Annotated in this window: 13 protein-coding genes; 6 read left to right on the forward strand and 7 right to left on the reverse strand. The window is 65.5% G+C overall.

Annotation, left to right across the window (positions count from 1 at the left end; translation table 11 throughout):
* The first annotated feature begins 129 nt into the window (after positions 1-129).
* The 3 genes from E4K64_RS05275 to E4K64_RS05285 are packed head-to-tail and all read left to right on the forward strand — an operon-like array spanning position 130 to position 5907.
* Entirely contained in the window at positions 130-936 is an 807-nt protein-coding gene (locus E4K64_RS05275; protein WP_135162484.1) for an ImuA family protein, read from the forward strand.
* A complete protein-coding gene (locus E4K64_RS05280) occupies positions 833-2428 on the forward strand; it encodes a Y-family DNA polymerase (RefSeq protein WP_167771809.1) in 1596 nt (531 codons plus the stop codon). Before E4K64_RS05275 ends, E4K64_RS05280 begins: the two co-directional genes overlap by 104 nt.
* Positions 2425-5907 carry an error-prone DNA polymerase gene (locus E4K64_RS05285; RefSeq protein ID WP_135162485.1) on the forward strand — a complete coding sequence of 1161 codons (3483 nt, stop codon included), beginning with the start codon at positions 2425-2427 and terminating at the stop codon, positions 5905-5907. The genes E4K64_RS05280 and E4K64_RS05285 overlap by 4 nt, the downstream gene beginning before the upstream one ends.
* A 180-nt stretch (positions 5908-6087) precedes the next feature.
* On the opposite strand, the gene E4K64_RS05295 is transcribed toward E4K64_RS05285, so the two are convergent.
* Positions 6088-6858, reverse strand: coding sequence for an SDR family NAD(P)-dependent oxidoreductase (locus E4K64_RS05295; RefSeq protein ID WP_135162486.1), 771 nt, complete (start codon positions 6856-6858; stop codon positions 6088-6090).
* Between the two features lie 232 nt (positions 6859-7090).
* Positions 7091-7378 (reverse strand): hypothetical protein, encoded by a 288-nt coding sequence (locus E4K64_RS05300; RefSeq protein WP_057027154.1) that lies wholly within the window; start codon positions 7376-7378, stop codon positions 7091-7093.
* A gap of 56 nt (positions 7379-7434) precedes the next feature.
* Between E4K64_RS05300 and E4K64_RS05305 the strand changes: the two genes are divergently transcribed.
* From E4K64_RS05305 to E4K64_RS05315, 3 genes are all read left to right on the forward strand, one after another.
* Positions 7435-8859 carry a CoA transferase gene (locus tag E4K64_RS05305; protein ID WP_135162487.1) on the forward strand — a complete coding sequence of 475 codons (1425 nt, stop codon included), beginning with the start codon at positions 7435-7437 and terminating at the stop codon, positions 8857-8859.
* Between the two features lie 145 nt (positions 8860-9004).
* Entirely contained in the window at positions 9005-10249 is a 1245-nt protein-coding gene (locus E4K64_RS05310) for an efflux RND transporter periplasmic adaptor subunit (RefSeq protein WP_135162488.1), read from the forward strand.
* 224 nt (positions 10250-10473) lie between these two features.
* Positions 10474-13590, forward strand: coding sequence for an efflux RND transporter permease subunit (locus E4K64_RS05315; RefSeq protein WP_135162489.1), 3117 nt, complete (start codon positions 10474-10476; stop codon positions 13588-13590).
* Positions 13591-13593: 3 nt separating this feature from the next.
* Here the strand turns inward: E4K64_RS05315 and E4K64_RS05320 are convergent, their stop codons facing one another.
* The 5 genes from E4K64_RS05320 to E4K64_RS05340 form a co-directional block, all read right to left on the reverse strand.
* Entirely contained in the window at positions 13594-14556 is a 963-nt protein-coding gene (locus E4K64_RS05320) for an amidohydrolase family protein (RefSeq protein WP_135162490.1), read from the reverse strand.
* A 75-nt stretch (positions 14557-14631) separates the two neighbouring features.
* Entirely contained in the window at positions 14632-15189 is a 558-nt protein-coding gene (locus E4K64_RS05325; RefSeq protein WP_135162491.1) for a P-loop NTPase family protein, read from the reverse strand.
* Positions 15190-15257: 68 nt separating this feature from the next.
* Positions 15258-15608, reverse strand: a complete 351-nt coding sequence (locus tag E4K64_RS05330) for an addiction module antidote protein (protein ID WP_135162492.1) — start codon at positions 15606-15608, stop codon at positions 15258-15260.
* Positions 15608-15898 (reverse strand): type II toxin-antitoxin system RelE/ParE family toxin, encoded by a 291-nt coding sequence (locus E4K64_RS05335; protein WP_135162493.1) that lies wholly within the window; start codon positions 15896-15898, stop codon positions 15608-15610. Before E4K64_RS05335 ends, E4K64_RS05330 begins: the two co-directional genes overlap by 1 nt.
* Before the next feature lie 104 nt (positions 15899-16002).
* Complete coding sequence (locus E4K64_RS05340; RefSeq protein WP_135162494.1) at positions 16003-17433, reverse strand: TolC family outer membrane protein; 1431 nt, start codon at positions 17431-17433, stop codon at positions 16003-16005.
* Between the last annotated feature and the right edge of the window lie 12 nt (positions 17434-17445).

The following is a 17445-nucleotide window of genomic DNA, read 5'->3' on the forward strand; positions in this document are numbered from 1 at the left end:
AAAGCGCGCCAATTCGATTGACTCTCCGCGCGCCGTTAGCTTTATATTAGAACATATCATGAACAAATGAGCCAGCCGCTGGTTCTTCTTTTGAAGACCACGGCACCACTTCCTGAAGGAGCGGCGAGCATGAGCGGCGCACGTATGAGCGCGCTTGCGATCTTGCGCGGCCAGATCGAGCGCATCCAGACCGCGGAGATCGTGCATCAGCACGATCGGGTGGCGCTCGGCCATGGCCAGGCCGATGGCGCGCTGAAGGGCGGACTCGCGCGTGCGGCGATCCACGAGGTGTTTTGCGAGGGGCGCCAGGGCGTGGCCGCAACGGGTTTTGTCATGGGGCTTGCGGGGCGCGTGGCGGCGCGCAAGCCGCTGCTGTGGGTGCGGCAGGATTTTTCGGAAGTGGAAACAGGCGCGCTGTCGATGAGCGGGCTCAGAGAGCTCGGCCTCGATCCGCGCCGCGTGGTGACGGTCCGCGCCGCCGATGTCGAGAGCGCGCTGCGCACCTCGGCCGATGCGCTTGCCTGCGACGCGCTGGGCGCCGTCGTGCTCGAGCTCTGGGGCGAGACCAGGCAGTTCGATCTCGTGGCGAGCCGCAAGCTGACGCTGGCCGCGCAGAGCTCCGGCGTCACCGGCCTGATGCTGCGCATGGCCGCGCAACCTTTGCCGTCGACTGCGGAGACGCGATGGATGCTGCGCGCGGCGCATTCGCCGCCGGGACCGGCTTCAATGCCTGCGGCGCCTTGGAGCGTTTGGGGCGCGCCGCGCTTCGATGCCACGCTCTTGCGCAATCGTCATGGCCCCTGCGGCCGGTGGATCATGGAATGGAATTGTGATGAGTGCCAGTTCAGCGAGCCGTCGACGTATTCTCAGCCTGTGGCTGCCGCGCCTGCCGATCGACAGGATTCAGCGGTTTTTCAACAGCGCCGGGCTGGGTAAAGCCAATCATGAGCCGAGCATCGTCGTCATCAAGGACAATAATGCGCTTGTGATCCATGCGCTGGACGAGGCCGCCGAGCGCCTCGGCCTGTACATCGGTCAGCCGCTGGCGAATGCGCGGGCGATGTGTCCGGATCTGAAAGTGTTCGACGCCGATGTCGCGGCCGATGCGAAGACGCTCAGCGATGTCGCCGATTGGTGCGACCGCTTCACGCCGCTGGTGGCGCTCGATCCGCCGCATGGGCTGTTCCTCGATATCACCGGCTGCGCGCATCTGTTCGGCGGCGAGGCTGCGCTGCTCACGACGCTGGTTCGTGCGCTCGCTCGCCAGGGCTTTGCCGTCGGTGCGGCAATCGCCGGCACGTCGATCTGCGCGCGTACGCTGACGCGGCAGGCATCTAGCAGCATCGTCGCCGACGGCGGCGAGGCGGCGGCGATCGAGCGGTTTCCGGTGTCCGCGCTCGGTGCGGGCGAGGCCATCACCACCGGCCTGCGCCGCGCCGGCCTGAAGACCATCGGCGACGTCGCCTCACGCGCGCCGAGCGAGATCACGGCGCGGTTCGGCGCCCGGTTCTCCACGCTGCTCGCGCATGCGCTGGGGCAGGGCGATGCGCCGATCAGCCCGCGCAAGCCGCTGCCCGATTACATCGTGGAGAAGCGCTTCGCCGAGCCGATCGCAACCGACACCATGATTGCGATGACGCTGTCGCGGCTCGCCGACATGCTGATCGCATCGATGGAGAAACAGGGCAAAGGCGCGCGCAGGCTCGAAGCCGCCTTCTTCCGCACCGACGGCGTGGTGCGCGCGATCATGGTCGAGACCGGACGTCCGGTGACGAAAAGCGCGGTGATCGACCGCCTGTTCCGCGAGCGTCTCGATGCGCTCGCCGATCCGCTCGATCCCGGCTTCGGCTTCGACATGGTGCGCCTGTCGGCGAGCCGCACCGAGATCGTGGTGCAGGAGCAGCGCGATCTCGACGCCCATGTCCACGACAATGACGAGCTCGCCGCGCTGATCGACCGCATCGCCGCGCGCATCGGAGGAAAACGCGTCGTCGTGCATCTGCCTGAGGATACCCATATTCCCGAATGTGCAGTGATGGCCGCCCCGGCGCAGCATCATCTTGCTGCCGCCATGCAGGCCGAATGGCCCGCACGTGTCGAGAGCGAGCCGCCGCTGCGTCCCTTAAGGCTGTTCGACAAGCCGGAGCCGATCAAGGTGCCGTTCGCGGCCGTGCCGGATGGTCCGCCGCATCAATTCACCTGGCGCCGCGCGCTGCATGCCGTGGTGCGGGTGGAGGGGCCCGAGCGCATCGCGATGGAATGGTGGCGGCAGGACGGCAAGCAGCTGACGCGGGATTATTTCCGCATCGAGGATGCCGAGGGCCTGCGCTTCTGGATCTTTCGCGACGGTCTTTACGAGGGGGAAGTGTTCGATGGCGACGGCAAGCCCGCCTCGCCCGGCTGGTATGTGCACGGTCTCTTCGCATGAATGCTCCCGCTTATGCCGAGATCGGCATCACCACCAACTTCTCCTTCCTGCGCGGCGGCTCGGATCCGCGCGCCTATGTGCATCAGGCCAGCGAGCTCGGCATTCCCGCGATCGGCATCGCCGACCACAACACGCTCGCCGGCGTGGTGCGGGCCTACAAGGAGCTCGACAATGACAAGGTGCTGCACAAGCCGAAGCTGCTGATCGGCGCACGCGTCGTCTTCATCGACGGCACGCCCGACATTTTTGTCTATCCGCGCGACCGCGCCGCCTATGGCCGGCTGTGCCAGCTCCTGACCCGAGGCAAGCGCGGCGACGACGTCACGCGGATCGAGAAGGGGGAGTGCCGTCTCAGCTTCGCCGATCTGCTGGAATTTTCCGAAGGCCAGCTCCTGATCCTGACGCTGCCGCATCGCTTCGACCCGGCCCAGGCGCTGGACGTTCTTGCGCAGCTGAAGGCCGGCCGCGCCGAAGGCGTGTGGCTGGCGGCGAGCCTGGTCTATCGCGGCGACGACCGGCGCCGGCTGGCGCGGCTCGATGATCTCGCGATGAAAGCAAAGGTGCCGCTGCTCGCGACCAACGAGGTGCTGTATCACGATCCCGGCCGCCGTCCGCTGCAGGATGTGCTGACCTGTATCCGGGAAAAGACCACGATCGAGGCTGTGGGGCGGAAGCTGGAAGCCAATGCCGAACGGTTCCTGAAGACGCCGCGCGAGATGGCGCGTCTGTTCCGCGATTTTCCCAATGCGATCGCGGAGACCATGCGCTTTGCGGACGCAATCGAGTTTTCACTCGATCAGCTCAAATACCAATATCCGGACGAGCCGGTGCCGCCGGGCAAGACCGCACAGGGGCATCTGGAGGATCTGACCTGGGCGGGTGTCGAGAAGTATTTCGACGGCAAGATCGACGACAAGCTGCGGGCGACGCTCAACAAGGAACTCGCGCTGATCGCCGAGCTGAAATACGCGCATTATTTCCTCACCGTGCATGACATCGTGCACTATGCGCGCAGCCAGAACATTCTGTGTCAGGGACGGGGATCGGCGGCGAATTCGGCCGTGTGCTACGTGCTCGGCATCACCTCGGTCGATCCGACCAAGGTCGATCTGCTGTTCGAGCGCTTCATCTCCAAGGAGCGGCTGGAGCCGCCCGACATCGACGTCGATTTCGAGCATTCGCGGCGCGAGGAGGTGATGCAATATGTCTATCGCCGCTACGGTCGCCACCGCGCCGCGATCATCGCGACCGTGATCCATTACCGCCCGCGCAGCGCCATTCGCGACGTCGGCAAGGCGCTCGGCCTGACCGAGGACGTCACCGCCGCGCTCGCCGACACCGTCTGGGGCAGCTGGGGCAAGGGCCTCAACGACATGCAGGTCCGGCAGGCCGGGCTCGATCCCAAAAATCCCATGATCAACCTCGCGGTCGAGCTTGCGACCGAGCTGATCGAATTCCCGCGCCATCTGTCCCAGCATGTCGGCGGCTATGTGCTGACCCAGGACCGGCTCGACACCTATGTGCCGATCGGCAACGCCGCGATGGATGACCGCACCTTCATCGAATGGGACAAGGACGACGTCGACGCGCTTCATATGATGAAGGTCGACGTGCTGGCGCTGGGCATGCTGACCTGCATCAGGAAGTGTTTCGATCTGATCGACCAGCACAAGGGTGAGCGTTTTGTGCTTGCGAGCGTTCCTCAGGACGATCCCAGGGTTTACGACATGCTGTGTGCCGGGGAGTCGCTCGGCGTCTTCCAGGTCGAGAGCCGTGCGCAGATGAACATGCTGCCCCGCCTGAAGCCGCGGACCTTCTACGATCTCGTCATCGAGGTCGCGATCGTGCGGCCGGGTCCCATCCAGGGCGACATGGTGCATCCTTATTTGCGGCGGCGGAACGGGCTTGAGAAGGTGAGCTATCCCTCGCCGTCGCCGGAGCATGGCGACAAGGACGAGCTCTACAAGGTGCTGCACAAGACGCTGGGAGTGCCCCTGTTCCAGGAGCAGGCGATGCGGATTGCGATCGAAGCGGCACATTTCACCTCCGAGGAAGCCAATGGCCTGCGCCGCTCGATGGCGACTTTCCGCAATGTCGGCACCATCGGCCAATACGAGGAGAAGCTGATCGGCAATATGGTGGCGCGCGGCTACGACTCCAACTTCGCCAGAAGCTGCTTCGACCAGATCAAGGGGTTCGGCTCCTACGGTTTCCCGGAGAGCCACGCTGCGAGCTTTGCGCAGCTCGTCTACATCTCGTCATGGCTGAAGCATTATCACCCGGATGCGTTCTGCTGCGGCCTCCTGAACTCGCAGCCGATGGGGTTTTACGCCCCGGCGCAGATTGTCGGCGACGCCCGCAAGAACGGCGTCGAGGTCCGCGACATCGACGTGTCCTACAGCTTTGCGCAAAACACGCTGGAGGAGGGGAGCGGCAGATACTGCGCCGTCCGTCTTGGCTTCCGCCAGATCGACGGATTCCACTGGCTGGACGAGGATGAGGAGAGGCTGAAGCGCTCTCAGTCGTCATTCCGGGGCGCGCGTAGCGCGAGCCTGGAATCCGTCGGGCCGCATGCGCCTGGCGGAATGGATTCTCAGATGCGCAATTGCGCATCAGAGCTCGACGCTAACGCGTCGCCCCGGAATGACAATGCGGAGAAATCGGGAGACTGGGCCGACCGCATCGTCGCGGCCCGCAACCGCCGCCCCTTCACCTCACTGGAAGATTTTGCCCGCGACACCGGCCTGCCCAAGCGCGCGCTGATCCTGCTGGCGGATGCCGACGCGTTCCGCTCGCTCGGGCTCGACCGCCGCGAGGCGCTGTGGCAGGTGCGGCGGCTGCCTGACGACGTGCCGCTGCCGCTGTTCGAGGCGGCCACCGCGCGCGAGCAGCCGGACGAGCATGCCAAGCCGCTGCCGCTGATGCCGCGCGCCGAGCAGGTGGTCGCGGACTACCAGACCATCCGGCTGTCGCTGAAGGGCCATCCGGTGGAATTCTTGCGCGAGATGTTTTCGCGCGAGCGGATCGTCGCCTGCAAGGAGATCAGCCACGAGAACGAGCGCCGCCGCGTCCGCTGCGCCGGCGTGGTGCTGGTGCGGCAGCGACCGGGCAGCGCCAGCGGCGTCGTGTTCATGACGCTGGAGGACGAAACCGGCATCGCCAATGTCGTGGTGTGGCCCAAGATCATGGAGCAGTATCGCAAGGAGGTGATGGGCGCGCGGCTCATCGAGGTTCACGGCTATATCCAGAGCAGCCCCGAAAAGGTGACGCATCTGATCGCCCAGCGCATGATCGATCGCTCGCACGATCTGGTCGGCCTCGCCAACGATGCCTTGAGCCGCCAGCATCCGGTGCCGGCAGGCGCCACATTGGTCGAGCCGCTCAACGAAGACCCTCGCGCGCTCGCGGACATGCCGGCGCAAAAGATCCGCCACCCCTGCAACGTCCGCATCCTGCCGCCGTCGCGGGATTTTCATTGAGGGTGTCGTTACGGTACCGCTCGTTCACCGTCACCCTGAGGTGGCCGCTCCTTCAGCGGCCCTCGAAGGGCGACGGCCCGGCTGCATCGGGGCCGTGCATCCTTCGAGGCTCCCGGCGCGATGCTCTTGCATCGCGCCACTCGCGCCTCAGGATGACGGAACTGGCAGGAGGCGGTGCCCTCAAAAATTCACCCGGTTCGAGATCGCGCCGTCCACGATGAGATTCGATCCCGTCGTGAACCCGGATACCGGGCTCGCCAGAAACACCGCGGCATTCGCGATCTCCTGCGGCGTTGCCATGCGGCCGGTCGGGTTGCGCTTCATCGCGTCGTTGTAACGCTCCGGCATGTTCTTCTCGATCATCTCCCAGACGCCGCCCTTGAAATAGACGGTGCCTGGCGACACTACATTCACGCGGATCTTCTTCTTGGCGTATTGCCGCGCCAGGCCCTTGGCCATGTGGATCAGCGCCGCCTTGATCGGGCCGTAGGAGCTGGCCGTGTCGGCCTGCGCCGCCGAGATCGAGGAGATGATGACGACGGCGGCATCGCCGCTTCTCTCGCCGCTGGCCTCGAGAAACGGCCGCGCGGCGTCGAACGCATGCACGGCGCCGAGCAGATCGAGCCGGAAATTCTGTTCCCACGAAGCCGCGTCGTGGCCCTGCGCCATCGCGCCGGCATTGGCGAACAGCAGGTCGATGCCGCCAAGCTCCTTTGCCGCGCCTTCGATCCACGATTTCAACGCCGCACCGTCGGTGACGTCGACCGGGCCGCCGGTGGCGTTGACGCCGCTCGCCTTCAGTTCAGCGACGGTGGCCGCGACCTGATCTGCATTGCGCGCGCACACCGCGACATTGGCGCCTTCACCGGCGAGCGTCGCCGCAATCGCCCGCCCGATGCCGCGCGTGCCGCCGAGCACGATGGCGTTCTTGCCTTTGAGACTGAGATCCATTGTTGGACTCCTTGTTTGTGGTAGCGGAGAATGTAGCCGCGTAACGAGCGTCACCGCAAATTCCGCTCCATCGCCGTCATCCTGAGGTGCCGGAGCGTAGCGGAGGCCTCGAAGGATAACGGCCTGGCCGTCGCCGCGGCCGTGCATCCTTCGAGGCTCAACTTGCGATGCGGTGCATCGCAAGCCTCGCGCCTCAGGATGACGGAACTGGCATTGGAGGACATGCCACCCCTCACTCCGGTGCAGCCCCCACCGGCGGGCCGCCGGGCGGGCGGTGCAGGAAGGTTAGCGACGCATAGGCGCCGGCCCAGGAGCCGATCGCGGCGAAGGCGACGTAGAACGCGTTTTCGGTGTAGCTGATCACGGCATAGGAGGAGAGCAGGTACCAGACCGCGCTCCAGTTCGCCGCAGGAATGCGCTTGCGCGCGATCACGGCCGAGGTGAACATGACATAGACGGCGTCGGTAGCCGCCGTCGCGATGAATACGGCACCTGCGATGAGGGGATCGATGGCGGCCATTGCATTCCCTTATGTGCTGATGGATGGTCGTAAAAAAGTAAGGGAGAGAGGCGGCCATGCAAAGCCCCGCCGATATTCTCGGGGATATCTGGACCTCCGCCGGCGGCGATCCGGCTGCGCTCGAACACGTGCGGCTGACCGGCGAGGAACCGCAGATTCCGTCCTCATTTCGTGTTGCTGTCGCCGGCCAGACCACGATCGCCGCCGCCGGCCTCGCCGCGGCCGAGATCTGGCGGCTGCGCAGCGGGCAGATGCAAGACGTCTCCGTCGACATGCGCCACGCCGTCGCCGAATGCCGCTCCGAACGCTATCTGCGCGTCGACGACAAGCCGCCGCCGCCGGCCTGGGACGCGATTGCCGGCGTCTACAGGACCGGCGACAGCCGCTTCGTTCGCTGCCACACCAACTTTCCGCACCATCGCGAGGCCGTCTGCGAGGTGCTCGGTTGCGAGCCGGAGCGCGACAAGGTGCAGGCCGCGCTGATGCAATGGAGGGGCGAGGATTTCGAGACGGCTGCTTACGCGGCGGGCGGCGTGGTTGCGCTGATGCGGAGCTATGAGGAATGGTCTGCGCTGGCGCAGGCGCGCGCGCTCGCGCAATTGCCGCTGATCTCGATCGAGAAGATCGGCGAAGCCCCGCCAAAGGCGTGGCCCCAAGAATCGTCGAAAGGATTACCAAACAACGATCGTCCGCTCTCCGGCCTTCGTGTGCTCGATCTCTCCCGCGTCATCGCAGGCCCGGTCGCCGGCCGCACGCTCGCTGCGCACGGCGCTGATGTGCTGCTGGTGTCGGGGCCGGAGCTGCCCGCCATTGACTGGCTCACCATCGATACCGGCCGCGGCAAGCTCACCACCTTCATTGAGCTGAAGACCGACACGGGCAGGGCGCAATTGCGCGAACTGCTGGAGGACGCCGACATCTTCTCGCAAGGCTATCGCCCGTGTGCGCTTGCAGCCCTGGGCTTTTCGCCGGAGGACGCAGCGAAGATCAATCCGGGCATCGTTTACGTGACGCTGTCGGCTTATGGCCATGCCGGGCCCTGGGCCGGGCGCCGCGGCTTCGATTCCCTGGTGCAGACCGCGACCGGATTCAATCACGCCGAAGGCCAGGCCGCCGGCCTCGATACTCCCAAGGAATTGCCGGCGCAGATGCTCGACCACGCCACCGGCTATCTGATGGCGTTCGGTGCGATGATGGCCAGGATGCGCCAGGCCCGCGACGGCGGCAGTTGGCACGTACGCGTGTCGTTGGCGCAGACCGGACGCTGGCTGTGGAATCTCGGCCGGCTCGATGACGGACTGAATGCCCCGGATCTTGCGGGCGAGGCCGTACATGCTGCGTTCATCGAAAGCATGCCATCTGGATTCGGCATGTTGAAGGCGGCGCGCCATTCGGCGCTGCTGTCGACGACACCGGCGCAATGGTCTCGTCCGGCGATGCCGCTCGGCAGTCATCCGGCACATTGGCCGGCGCGAAGCTGACACGAAGCTGACATGTCGCAAAATTTTCACGCAAACCGGAAGGCGCCCAGCGTTTTTTAGGTTGTTTGAAATTCCAGTTCGGCACTATTAGCGCAACCGACAAGGCAGACATCTGCCGAGATCGTCGCAGACACGACCGGGCTCCATGGTGGTTGAAAATACCAAGCGATTGCAGGCGTTTACAAAACAACGGGTGATCACATCCGTAGTTTTACTAGCTCTTGCCGGCGCCGGTGCCTACGGCTTCCTCGCTTTGGGGCCGAAGGAAAAGAAGCACTCCGAAATCTCCAGCCAGTCGCGCCGGAATGCGCAGACCTTCACGCCGACGCCGTCCGAATGGGCGACGCTGACGATCGAGCCGGTCAAGGCTCGCGCCTTCCGCGCCGAATACGTCACCGAGGGCAAGGTCGCTGTCGATGAGGACCGTTCGACGCCGGTGTTCTCGCCCTATGCCGGCCGCGTCACCAAGCTGCTGGCCAAGCCGGGTGAGACGCTGAAGCAGGGTCAACCGCTGTTCACGATCGAGGCCGCCGACACGGTGCAGGCCCAGAACGATTTCATCGCGGCGATGACCTCGCAGAACAAGGCGAAGTCGGCGCTCGAGCTCTCCGACATCCAGTTCAAGCGCGCCAAGGACCTCTATGAGGGTCATGCCATTCCGCTGAAGGACTATCAGCAGGCGGAAGCGACGCAGGTTCAGGCGCGCAACGACATGCGCTCCTCGCAGACCGCGCTGGAAGCCGCGCGCAACAAGCTGCGCATCCTCGGCTTCACCGACGAGACCATCAAGGCGTTCCAGGACAAAGGCGCCATCAACCCGGAAGTCACGATCTATTCGCCGATCGCCGGCACGGTGGTGCAGCGCAAGATCGGCCCCGGTCAGTACGTCAATTCCGGCGCCAGCGATCCGGTCTTCGTGATCGGCGACCTCTCCACCGTCTGGCTCACCGCCTTCGTGCGCGAGAGCGACGCCGCTGCCGTGTGCATCGGTCAGGACATCACCGTGAACGTGATGGCGCTGCCGGGTCGTCTGCTCACCGCCAAGATCAACTACGTCGCCGCCGCGATCGATCCCAGCACCCGCCGCCTGCTGGTGCGCGCCACCATCGACAACAAGGACGGCCTGCTCAAGCCGGAGATGTTCGCCAACGTCACGATCTACTCGGCCGGCGACCGCGCCGCGCCGGCGGTGCCGAAACAGGCCTTGATCTACGAAGCCGACAAGGTTCGCATCTGGGTCGCGCGTGAGGACAAATCGGTCGAGCTGCGCCAGATCAAGATCGGGCTCATCAACGGCAACCTCGTCGAGGTCAACGACAATCTGAAACCCGGCGAGCAGATCGTCACCAAAGGCAGCCTGTTCATCGACCGCGCGGCGTCCGGCAGCTGATCCAGAATGAATGTTGACGTGAATCAGGTCGCGCACGGGCTCGCTTCGCCTCGCCCCGCTTGCGGGGAGAGGTTGGATTGCGCTCGGCGACGCGAAGCGTCGCGCGAAGCAATCCGGATGAGGGGGATTCTCCGCGAGTCCAACTCTCACCGTCCCTGCGGAGACTCCCCCTCACCCCGACCCTCTCCCCGCAAGCGGGGAGAGGGGGAAGGCCGTTGACCTGAATGGATCGCCTCGTCGCTCTTGCCGTCAACCGGCGCTTCCTGATGGTCGGCATGTTCGTCGCTGTCTTGATCGGCGGCCTGATCGCGTTCAACCAGCTCAACATCGAGGCCTATCCCGATCCGACCCCGCCGATGGTCGATATCGTGACGCAGAGCCCGGGACTGTCGGCGGAGGAGATCGAGCGCTACATCACGATCCCGATCGAGACCCAGGTCGCGGGCCTTAAGAACATCACGACCATCCGCACCATCTCGCTCTACGGTCTCTCCGACGTCAAAATTCAGTTCTCCTTTGCCTACACCTATGACGAGGCGTTGCAGCAGGTGCTGAACCGCCTGGCGCAGCTCGCGCCGCTGCCGGGCAACGTGCAGCCGCAGATCTCGCCGCTGAGCCCGATCGGCGAGATCTTCCGCTACCGTCTCGTGGGGCCGCCGAACTACAGCGTGCTCGATCTCAAGACCATCCAGGACTGGATCCTGCAGCGCCGCTTCCGCGCCGTGCCTGGGGTCATCGACGTCACCGGGTGGGGTGGCAAGAGCAAGACCTACGAGCTCCAGGTCGATTTCAACAAGCTGGTCGCCAATGGGCTGACGCTGCCGCAATTGCTGCAGGCGGTCGGCAATTCCAACGTCAATGTCGGCGGCAACACCGTCAATATCGGCCAGCAATCGGCCGTCGTGCGCGGCGTCGGCCTGATCCGGTCGATCGACGATCTCGCCAACACCATGGTGGCGCAGACCGGCGGCAATCCGGTGCTGGTCAAGGACGTCGCCACCGTCACCGTCGGCCAGAAGCCGCGCCTCGGCATTGCCGGCCTCGACGAGGCCGACGACATCGTGCAGGGCATCGTCCTGATGCGGCGCGGCGAGCAGAGCTCGCCGACCATCAAGCGTGTCCACCAGCTCGTCCAGACCATCAACAATTCCAGCATCCTGCCGCCCGGCGTGCGCATCGAGCGCATCTACGACCGCGGCGACCTGATCGAGCTCACCACTCACACGGTGCTGCACAACATGGTGGTCGGCATTCTCTTGATCGTGCTGTTGCAGTGGATCTTCCTCGGCGATCTGCGCAGCGCGCTGATCGTCGGCGCCACCATTCCGTTCGCGCTGTTCTTCGCCGTCATCATCCTGGTGCTGCGCGGCGAATCGGCCAATTTGCTGTCGGTCGGCGCGATCGATTTCGGCCTGATCGTCGATGCCACCGTCATCATGGTGGAGGCGATCTTCCGTCGCCTGACGCAGACGACGCCGATGTCGGAATCCGAGCACATGTCCAACGAGACGCTGTTCGGCATGAAGAGCCACGCCATCCTCAGCGCGGCCGCCGACGTCTCGCGCTCGATCTTCTTCGCTGCGGCGATCATCATCGCGGCCTTCCTGCCGTTGTTCACGCTGTCGGGCGTCGAGGGCAACATCTTCGGTCCGATGGCCCGCACCTATGCCTATGCGCTGGCCGGCGGGCTGCTTGCGACGTTCACCGTCACGCCGGCGCTGTCCGCGATCATCCTGCCCGCGCATGTCGAGGAAACCGAGACCAGGGTCATGCTGATCCTGCACCGCTTGTACTCGCCGCTGCTGCAATGGGCGGTCGCCAATCGCAACATCGTGCTTGGCGGCGCGGTCGGCCTCGTGCTGATGACGGTGGCGCTCAGCCGGCTGCTCGGCCTCGAATTCCTGCCGAAGCTGGAAGAGGGCAATCTGTGGATTCGCGCCACGCTGCCGCCGACCATCTCGCTCCAGGAAGGCAATTCCTACGTCAACGAGATGCGCAAGGTGATCCGCGCCCGGCCCGAGGTCGAGTCCGTCGTATCGCAGCACGGCCGTCCCGACGACGGCACCGACGCCGCCGGCTTCTTCAACGCCGAGTTCTTCGCCCCGCTCAAGCCCGTGAGCCAGTGGCCCGGCACCCGCGACAAGGAGGAGCTGACCGCGCAATTGCTCAAGCAGCTCGATGACCGCTTCCCCGGCGTCGAGTTCAACTTCTCGCAATATCTCCAGGACAACGTCTCCGAAGCCGTCTCCGGCGTGAAGGGCGAGAACTCGATCAAGCTGTTCGGCAGCGACCTCCAGGCGCTCACCGACACCGCCAACAAGATCAAGCAGGTGCTGGCCACGGTGCAGGGCGTCACCGATCTTGCGGTCTTCACCTCGCTTGGCCAGCCGACCGTCCAGATCGACATCGACCGCGCCAAGGCCGCGCGCTATGGCCTTGCGCCGGGCGACATCAATGCCACGATCAAGGTCGCGATCGGCGGCGACACCGCGGGAGACCTCTACGAGCCGGGCAGCGATCGTCACTTCCCGATCATCGTCCGCCTCGCGCCGGAATATCGCAGGAGCGCGGAGGCGATCCAGAATTTGCGGATCGGCGCGCCCGGGCCGAACGGCACCGTCACCCAGATTCCCCTCAGCGAGGTCGCCAACATCAGCCTCGTGTCGGGCGCGGCCTACATTTATCGCGAGCAGCAGGAACGCTATCTGCCGATCAAATTCTCGGTGCGCGAGCGCGACCTCGGCAGCGCGATCAGCGAGGCTCAGCAGAAGATCGCGGAGCAGGTGCAGCTGCCGCCCGGCTCGCACATGGAATGGGTCGGGGAGTTCGGCAATCTCCAGGACGCGATCCGGCGGCTGTCGATCGTGGTGCCGATCTCGCTGGCGCTGATCGGCGTGCTGCTCTGGTTCAATTTCGGCTCGATGACCGACACGCTGCTCGCGATGAGCGTGATCCCGATGGCGATCTTCGGCGGCGTGCTCGGCCTGTTGATATCAGGCACGGCCTTCAGCGTCTCCGCGGCGATCGGCTTCATCGCGCTGTTCGGCATCGCCGTGATGGACGGCATCATCATCCTGTCGCAGTTCAACCAGCTGATCGAAGAAGGCATGGACCGCATGACCGCGGTGGTGCGCACGGGAGAGTTGCAGCTCAGGCCGGTGCTGATGACCTGCGTCGTCGCCGGCGTCGGCCTTCTGCCGGCGGCGCTGTCGGAGGGGATCGGCTCGCAGGTGCAGAAACCGCTCGCGGTCGTCGTCGTCACCGGCATGATGCTGGCGCCGGTCGTGATCCTCGTGACCCTGCCGGTCCTGATCTCGTTCTTCTCGCGCCGCGCGCGCTGAGCGTCAGAATCCGTACAGCCGCGCCGGATTGTCGACCAGGATCTTCTTGCGCACCTCGGCATCCGGCGCCCACACCGGAAGCTGATTGAGCAGGCGCCCGTCATCGATCTGGTAGAGCGGCGCGATGTCGGTTGCCTTGCGCCCCTCGACGCGGCTGGAATCCGGATGTGGCCAGTCGGTGCCCCAGACGATGCGGTCGGCATTCGCCGCGATCAGCGCCTGCGCATAGGGCACCATGTCCTGATAGTCGGGTGCGAGCTTCGAGGAGCGATAGGCGCCGGAGATCTTCACATAGGCCTTGCCGGACTTGACGAGCGCGATCAGGTCGGAAAATCCGGGTTGCTCCAGCCCGAGCGCAGCCTCGAGCCCGCCGAAATGGTCGAACACGACGGGCACCGGTGCCGCCTCGACGAGGTCCTTGATCGCCGAGATCATGGCCAGCGTGGTGTAGAGCTGCACGTGCCAGCCGCGTGCCTTCATGCGCTCGACCGCGGCGGTGAAGCGCGGCCGGCCGACATTGGGGTCATTGACGCCGCCCGTCGCCAGATTGAGGCGGATGCCGCGGAAGCCGTCTTGATGCATCGCATCGAGCTGCGCCTCGGTGGTCTTGTCGTCGATCACGGCGACCCCGCGCGCGGTCGCGCCGCGTGCCTTCATGCCGAACAGGGTGGAGGAATTGTCGGTGCCGTAGACGCTCGGGGTGACGATCACCACGCGCTCGATATGCAGCGCCTTGTGCAGCGCGGCCATCTCTTCAGGGCTTGCCGGCTCCGGCGTATAGACGCGGCCTGCGAAGAACGGAAATTTTTCGACATCGCCATGGATATGGGTGTGGCAGTCGCAGGCATGCGCCGGCACGTCGAAATTGACCGGCGTCGCGGGCTGCGCTGCACGCGCGTGGGCTCTGCTGGTCATGGCTGCTCCGGCGGCAAGGGAGGCAAGCAGGACGCTGCGTCGGTTGAGCATGGTTTCTCCCTCTTTTGTTATTTGGTTTTGTTATTTGGTTTTGTTATTTGGCGGTTGTGCCGGGAGAATATCACATCAGCCGGACAGCCGCTGCGCTTCGCTGCATAGCTGGTCGACGAGGTCCGCAAGCGGGCGTGAGCCGTCAACGCGCACGACCGGGCAGGGCAGGCCGGCGAGCCAGGCTTCGTGCTTCGCAAGATTGCGGCCTTCGCGGTCGCCGGCTTCGTAATGAGAAGCCCATTCGACGAAGGCCTCGGTCTCGGCGTGGCGCCAGCCCCCCGATGCGACGGCATCCGCGCCGAAATGGGCGGCCTCGCGGGCGCGCAATCGCTCCAGGCGGATGTCGCGCGGCGTGGTCACGAAGACCACGAGGTCGAAATACGAGGCGAGCTCCTCGCCCCAGCCGGTGACGGATCCGCTCAGCACCCAATCCCGACGCGGCAGAAACATCTCGCGCATCAGGCGCAGTCGCTCGGAAGCGGGCCGAGTCGTCTGATAGGGCGGCACGGTCGGCAGCCAGAAATAGTCGTCGCTGTCGTGATGCGGCAGCGCAAGCCGGCCGGCAAGCGCGCGACCGAGCGTGGTCACGCCGGAGCCCGAAGCTCCCATCAGATGGATGCGGCGGCTTTTCATCTTCACATCCTGGGGCGGCCTGAATCGATCGGCGGTCTGTAACGGTGAGCGCCCTGCGGGCGCTCCCCTCAAGCGGCGCGGCGGCGCTTTGCCACTCGTCCGCCTGTCGCGGGTTGGGCCGACAATGTCAGGCCCAGCGCTCCGACAATTCGCATGACCGTACCGAACTCGGGATTTCCAGTCTCTCCGAGCGCCTTGTACAGGCTCTCCCGGTTCAAGCCGGCTTTCTTTGCGATCGCGCCCATGCCGCGCGCGCGGGCGACGAGACCAAGCGCGTCGCGCACGAAATCGGCGTCGCCGGTTTCCAGCGCGGCCGCGATATAGGCGGCTTGGCGCTCTTCGGTGTCGAGATAGTCGACGGCGTCGAAGCGCGTCGTCCTGGATGCCGATTTGACCGTCGTTCTCGCTGCCTTTGGCATCACAATGTCTCCGCCAGTTGCTGCGCCAGCTTGATGTCTTGCCGCTGCGAGCGCTTGTCTCCGCCGCATAGCAGGATCACGATCTGGGTTCCGCGCTGCAAATAGTAGATCCGGTAGCCCGGACCGTAGTCGACGCGCATTTCCCGAACGTTGCGACCAACGCTTTTGTTGTCGCCAGGATTGCCCATCTCCATACGGCGAATGCGGACGGTGATCCGGGCAACGGCGCTGGCGTCCTTGAGACGGCTCAGCCACTCCGAAAACTGCTCGGTTTGCCTCACCTCGATCATGAAGTGATACTGTAGTCCATAGGCTACAGTATGTCAAAGACGAGTGACGCACCGGGGTGGTGGCGGCGTTGGAGGGAGAGCGCAGGCGTCGCCTTGGTGGACGGTCACTGTCCCGACGGCGTGCGCAGGCCGTGCCAGGCGTCGCGGACCTGGTGGTAGTGCACCTCGGGCAGGTAGTCCGGCGTGTTCAGGTTCAGCGTCTTGACGTCGAGATGGCCGATGGCGCTGAGCAGCGTGTAGGAGGCGATGACGCGGTCGCGCTGCGCGCCGATCAGGCGGGCCTTGGCCTGGATCAGATCGGCCTGCGAGTTCAGCACGTCCACCGTCGTGCGCTGTCCGCCGGCGGCCTCGCGCTGGACGCCCTGCAGCGCGACGGTCGCGGCCTTCACCTCGGACTCCGAGGCCGAGACCGCGACCTTGGCGCCTTCATTGGCAACCCAGGCGCTGACCGCGGCCGTGCGCGCCTGGTTGCGCACCTGGTCGAGCACGAGCCGGCTCTGCGCCGTGATCTCCTTGGCCTGCCGGGTCTGCGCGGCGGCCTGGCCGCCGTCATAGATCGGGGCAGTGACGTTGGCGACGATCGAGGCCTGGTCCTCGGCCAAGGTGCCGAGCGTCGGGTCGTTGTTGCGGCTCTTGCTGGCGCTGCCCTGGATGGTGGCGCTCGGCAGCAATGTGCCTTCGGCGATGCGGATGTTGGTGGAGGCGACGTCGACGTCGAAGCTGGCGGCCATCACCGCCGGATGCTGGCGGATCGCCATCGTCATGGCGTCTTCGCGGCTCTTCGGCAGATAACGGTCGATGACCTCGGCGGGCCGGAGCTGCGAGGGCGAATTGCCGATCACTTGCGCATAGGTCGCCTGGCTGACGGCAAGCGCGACCTCGGCGGCGTTGAGATCGGCAAGGCCGCGATTGAGGCGCGCCTCGGCCTGCGCGCTGTCGGTCGGCGTGACATCGCCGGCGTTGAGGCGGCGCTGGGTGACCGCGAGCGTCTCGCGCAGGAAGGCGACGTTGGAACGCTGCGCCTCGACCAGCGACTGGTTGGCGAGCACGTTGGTGTAGGCGGTGACCGCGTCGAGCAGCACGCCCTGGCCGACATTGCGCAGCGCCTCGCGGCCCGACTGCACCTGGAGTTCGGCGGCCCGCACGTTGTTGGCGGTCCGGAAGCCGTTGAACAGGGTCTGCGTCACGGTGACGCCGATGATCCACGGCTTCAGGTTGCCGGTCTGGATCGTGTTGTCGGGCAGCAGATTGCGAACCGATTGCAGGCCGGCGCTGAGGCTCGCCACGATCTGCGGCCGGTAACCGGCCAGGGCCTGCGGCACGTTCTCGTCCGTGGCGCGTTGTCGCGCGCGCTCGGCATTGAGCTGCGGATTGGTCTGGTAGGCCTTGGCGAGCGCCTCCGGCAGGGCTTCGGCCCAGGCGGCGGAGGGCAGGGCGCAACCGAGCGCCAGCGCGGTCCATGTCGCAAGCACGGCACCCACGCCCGGTCGGCGCCGCGTCATCACGCGACCAGCTCTGGCGGCTCGCCCAATCATGTAATCCCGCTT

It is taken from the genome of Bradyrhizobium frederickii, from assembly GCF_004570865.1.
GTDB classification, from domain to species: Bacteria; Pseudomonadota; Alphaproteobacteria; order Rhizobiales; family Xanthobacteraceae; genus Bradyrhizobium; species Bradyrhizobium frederickii.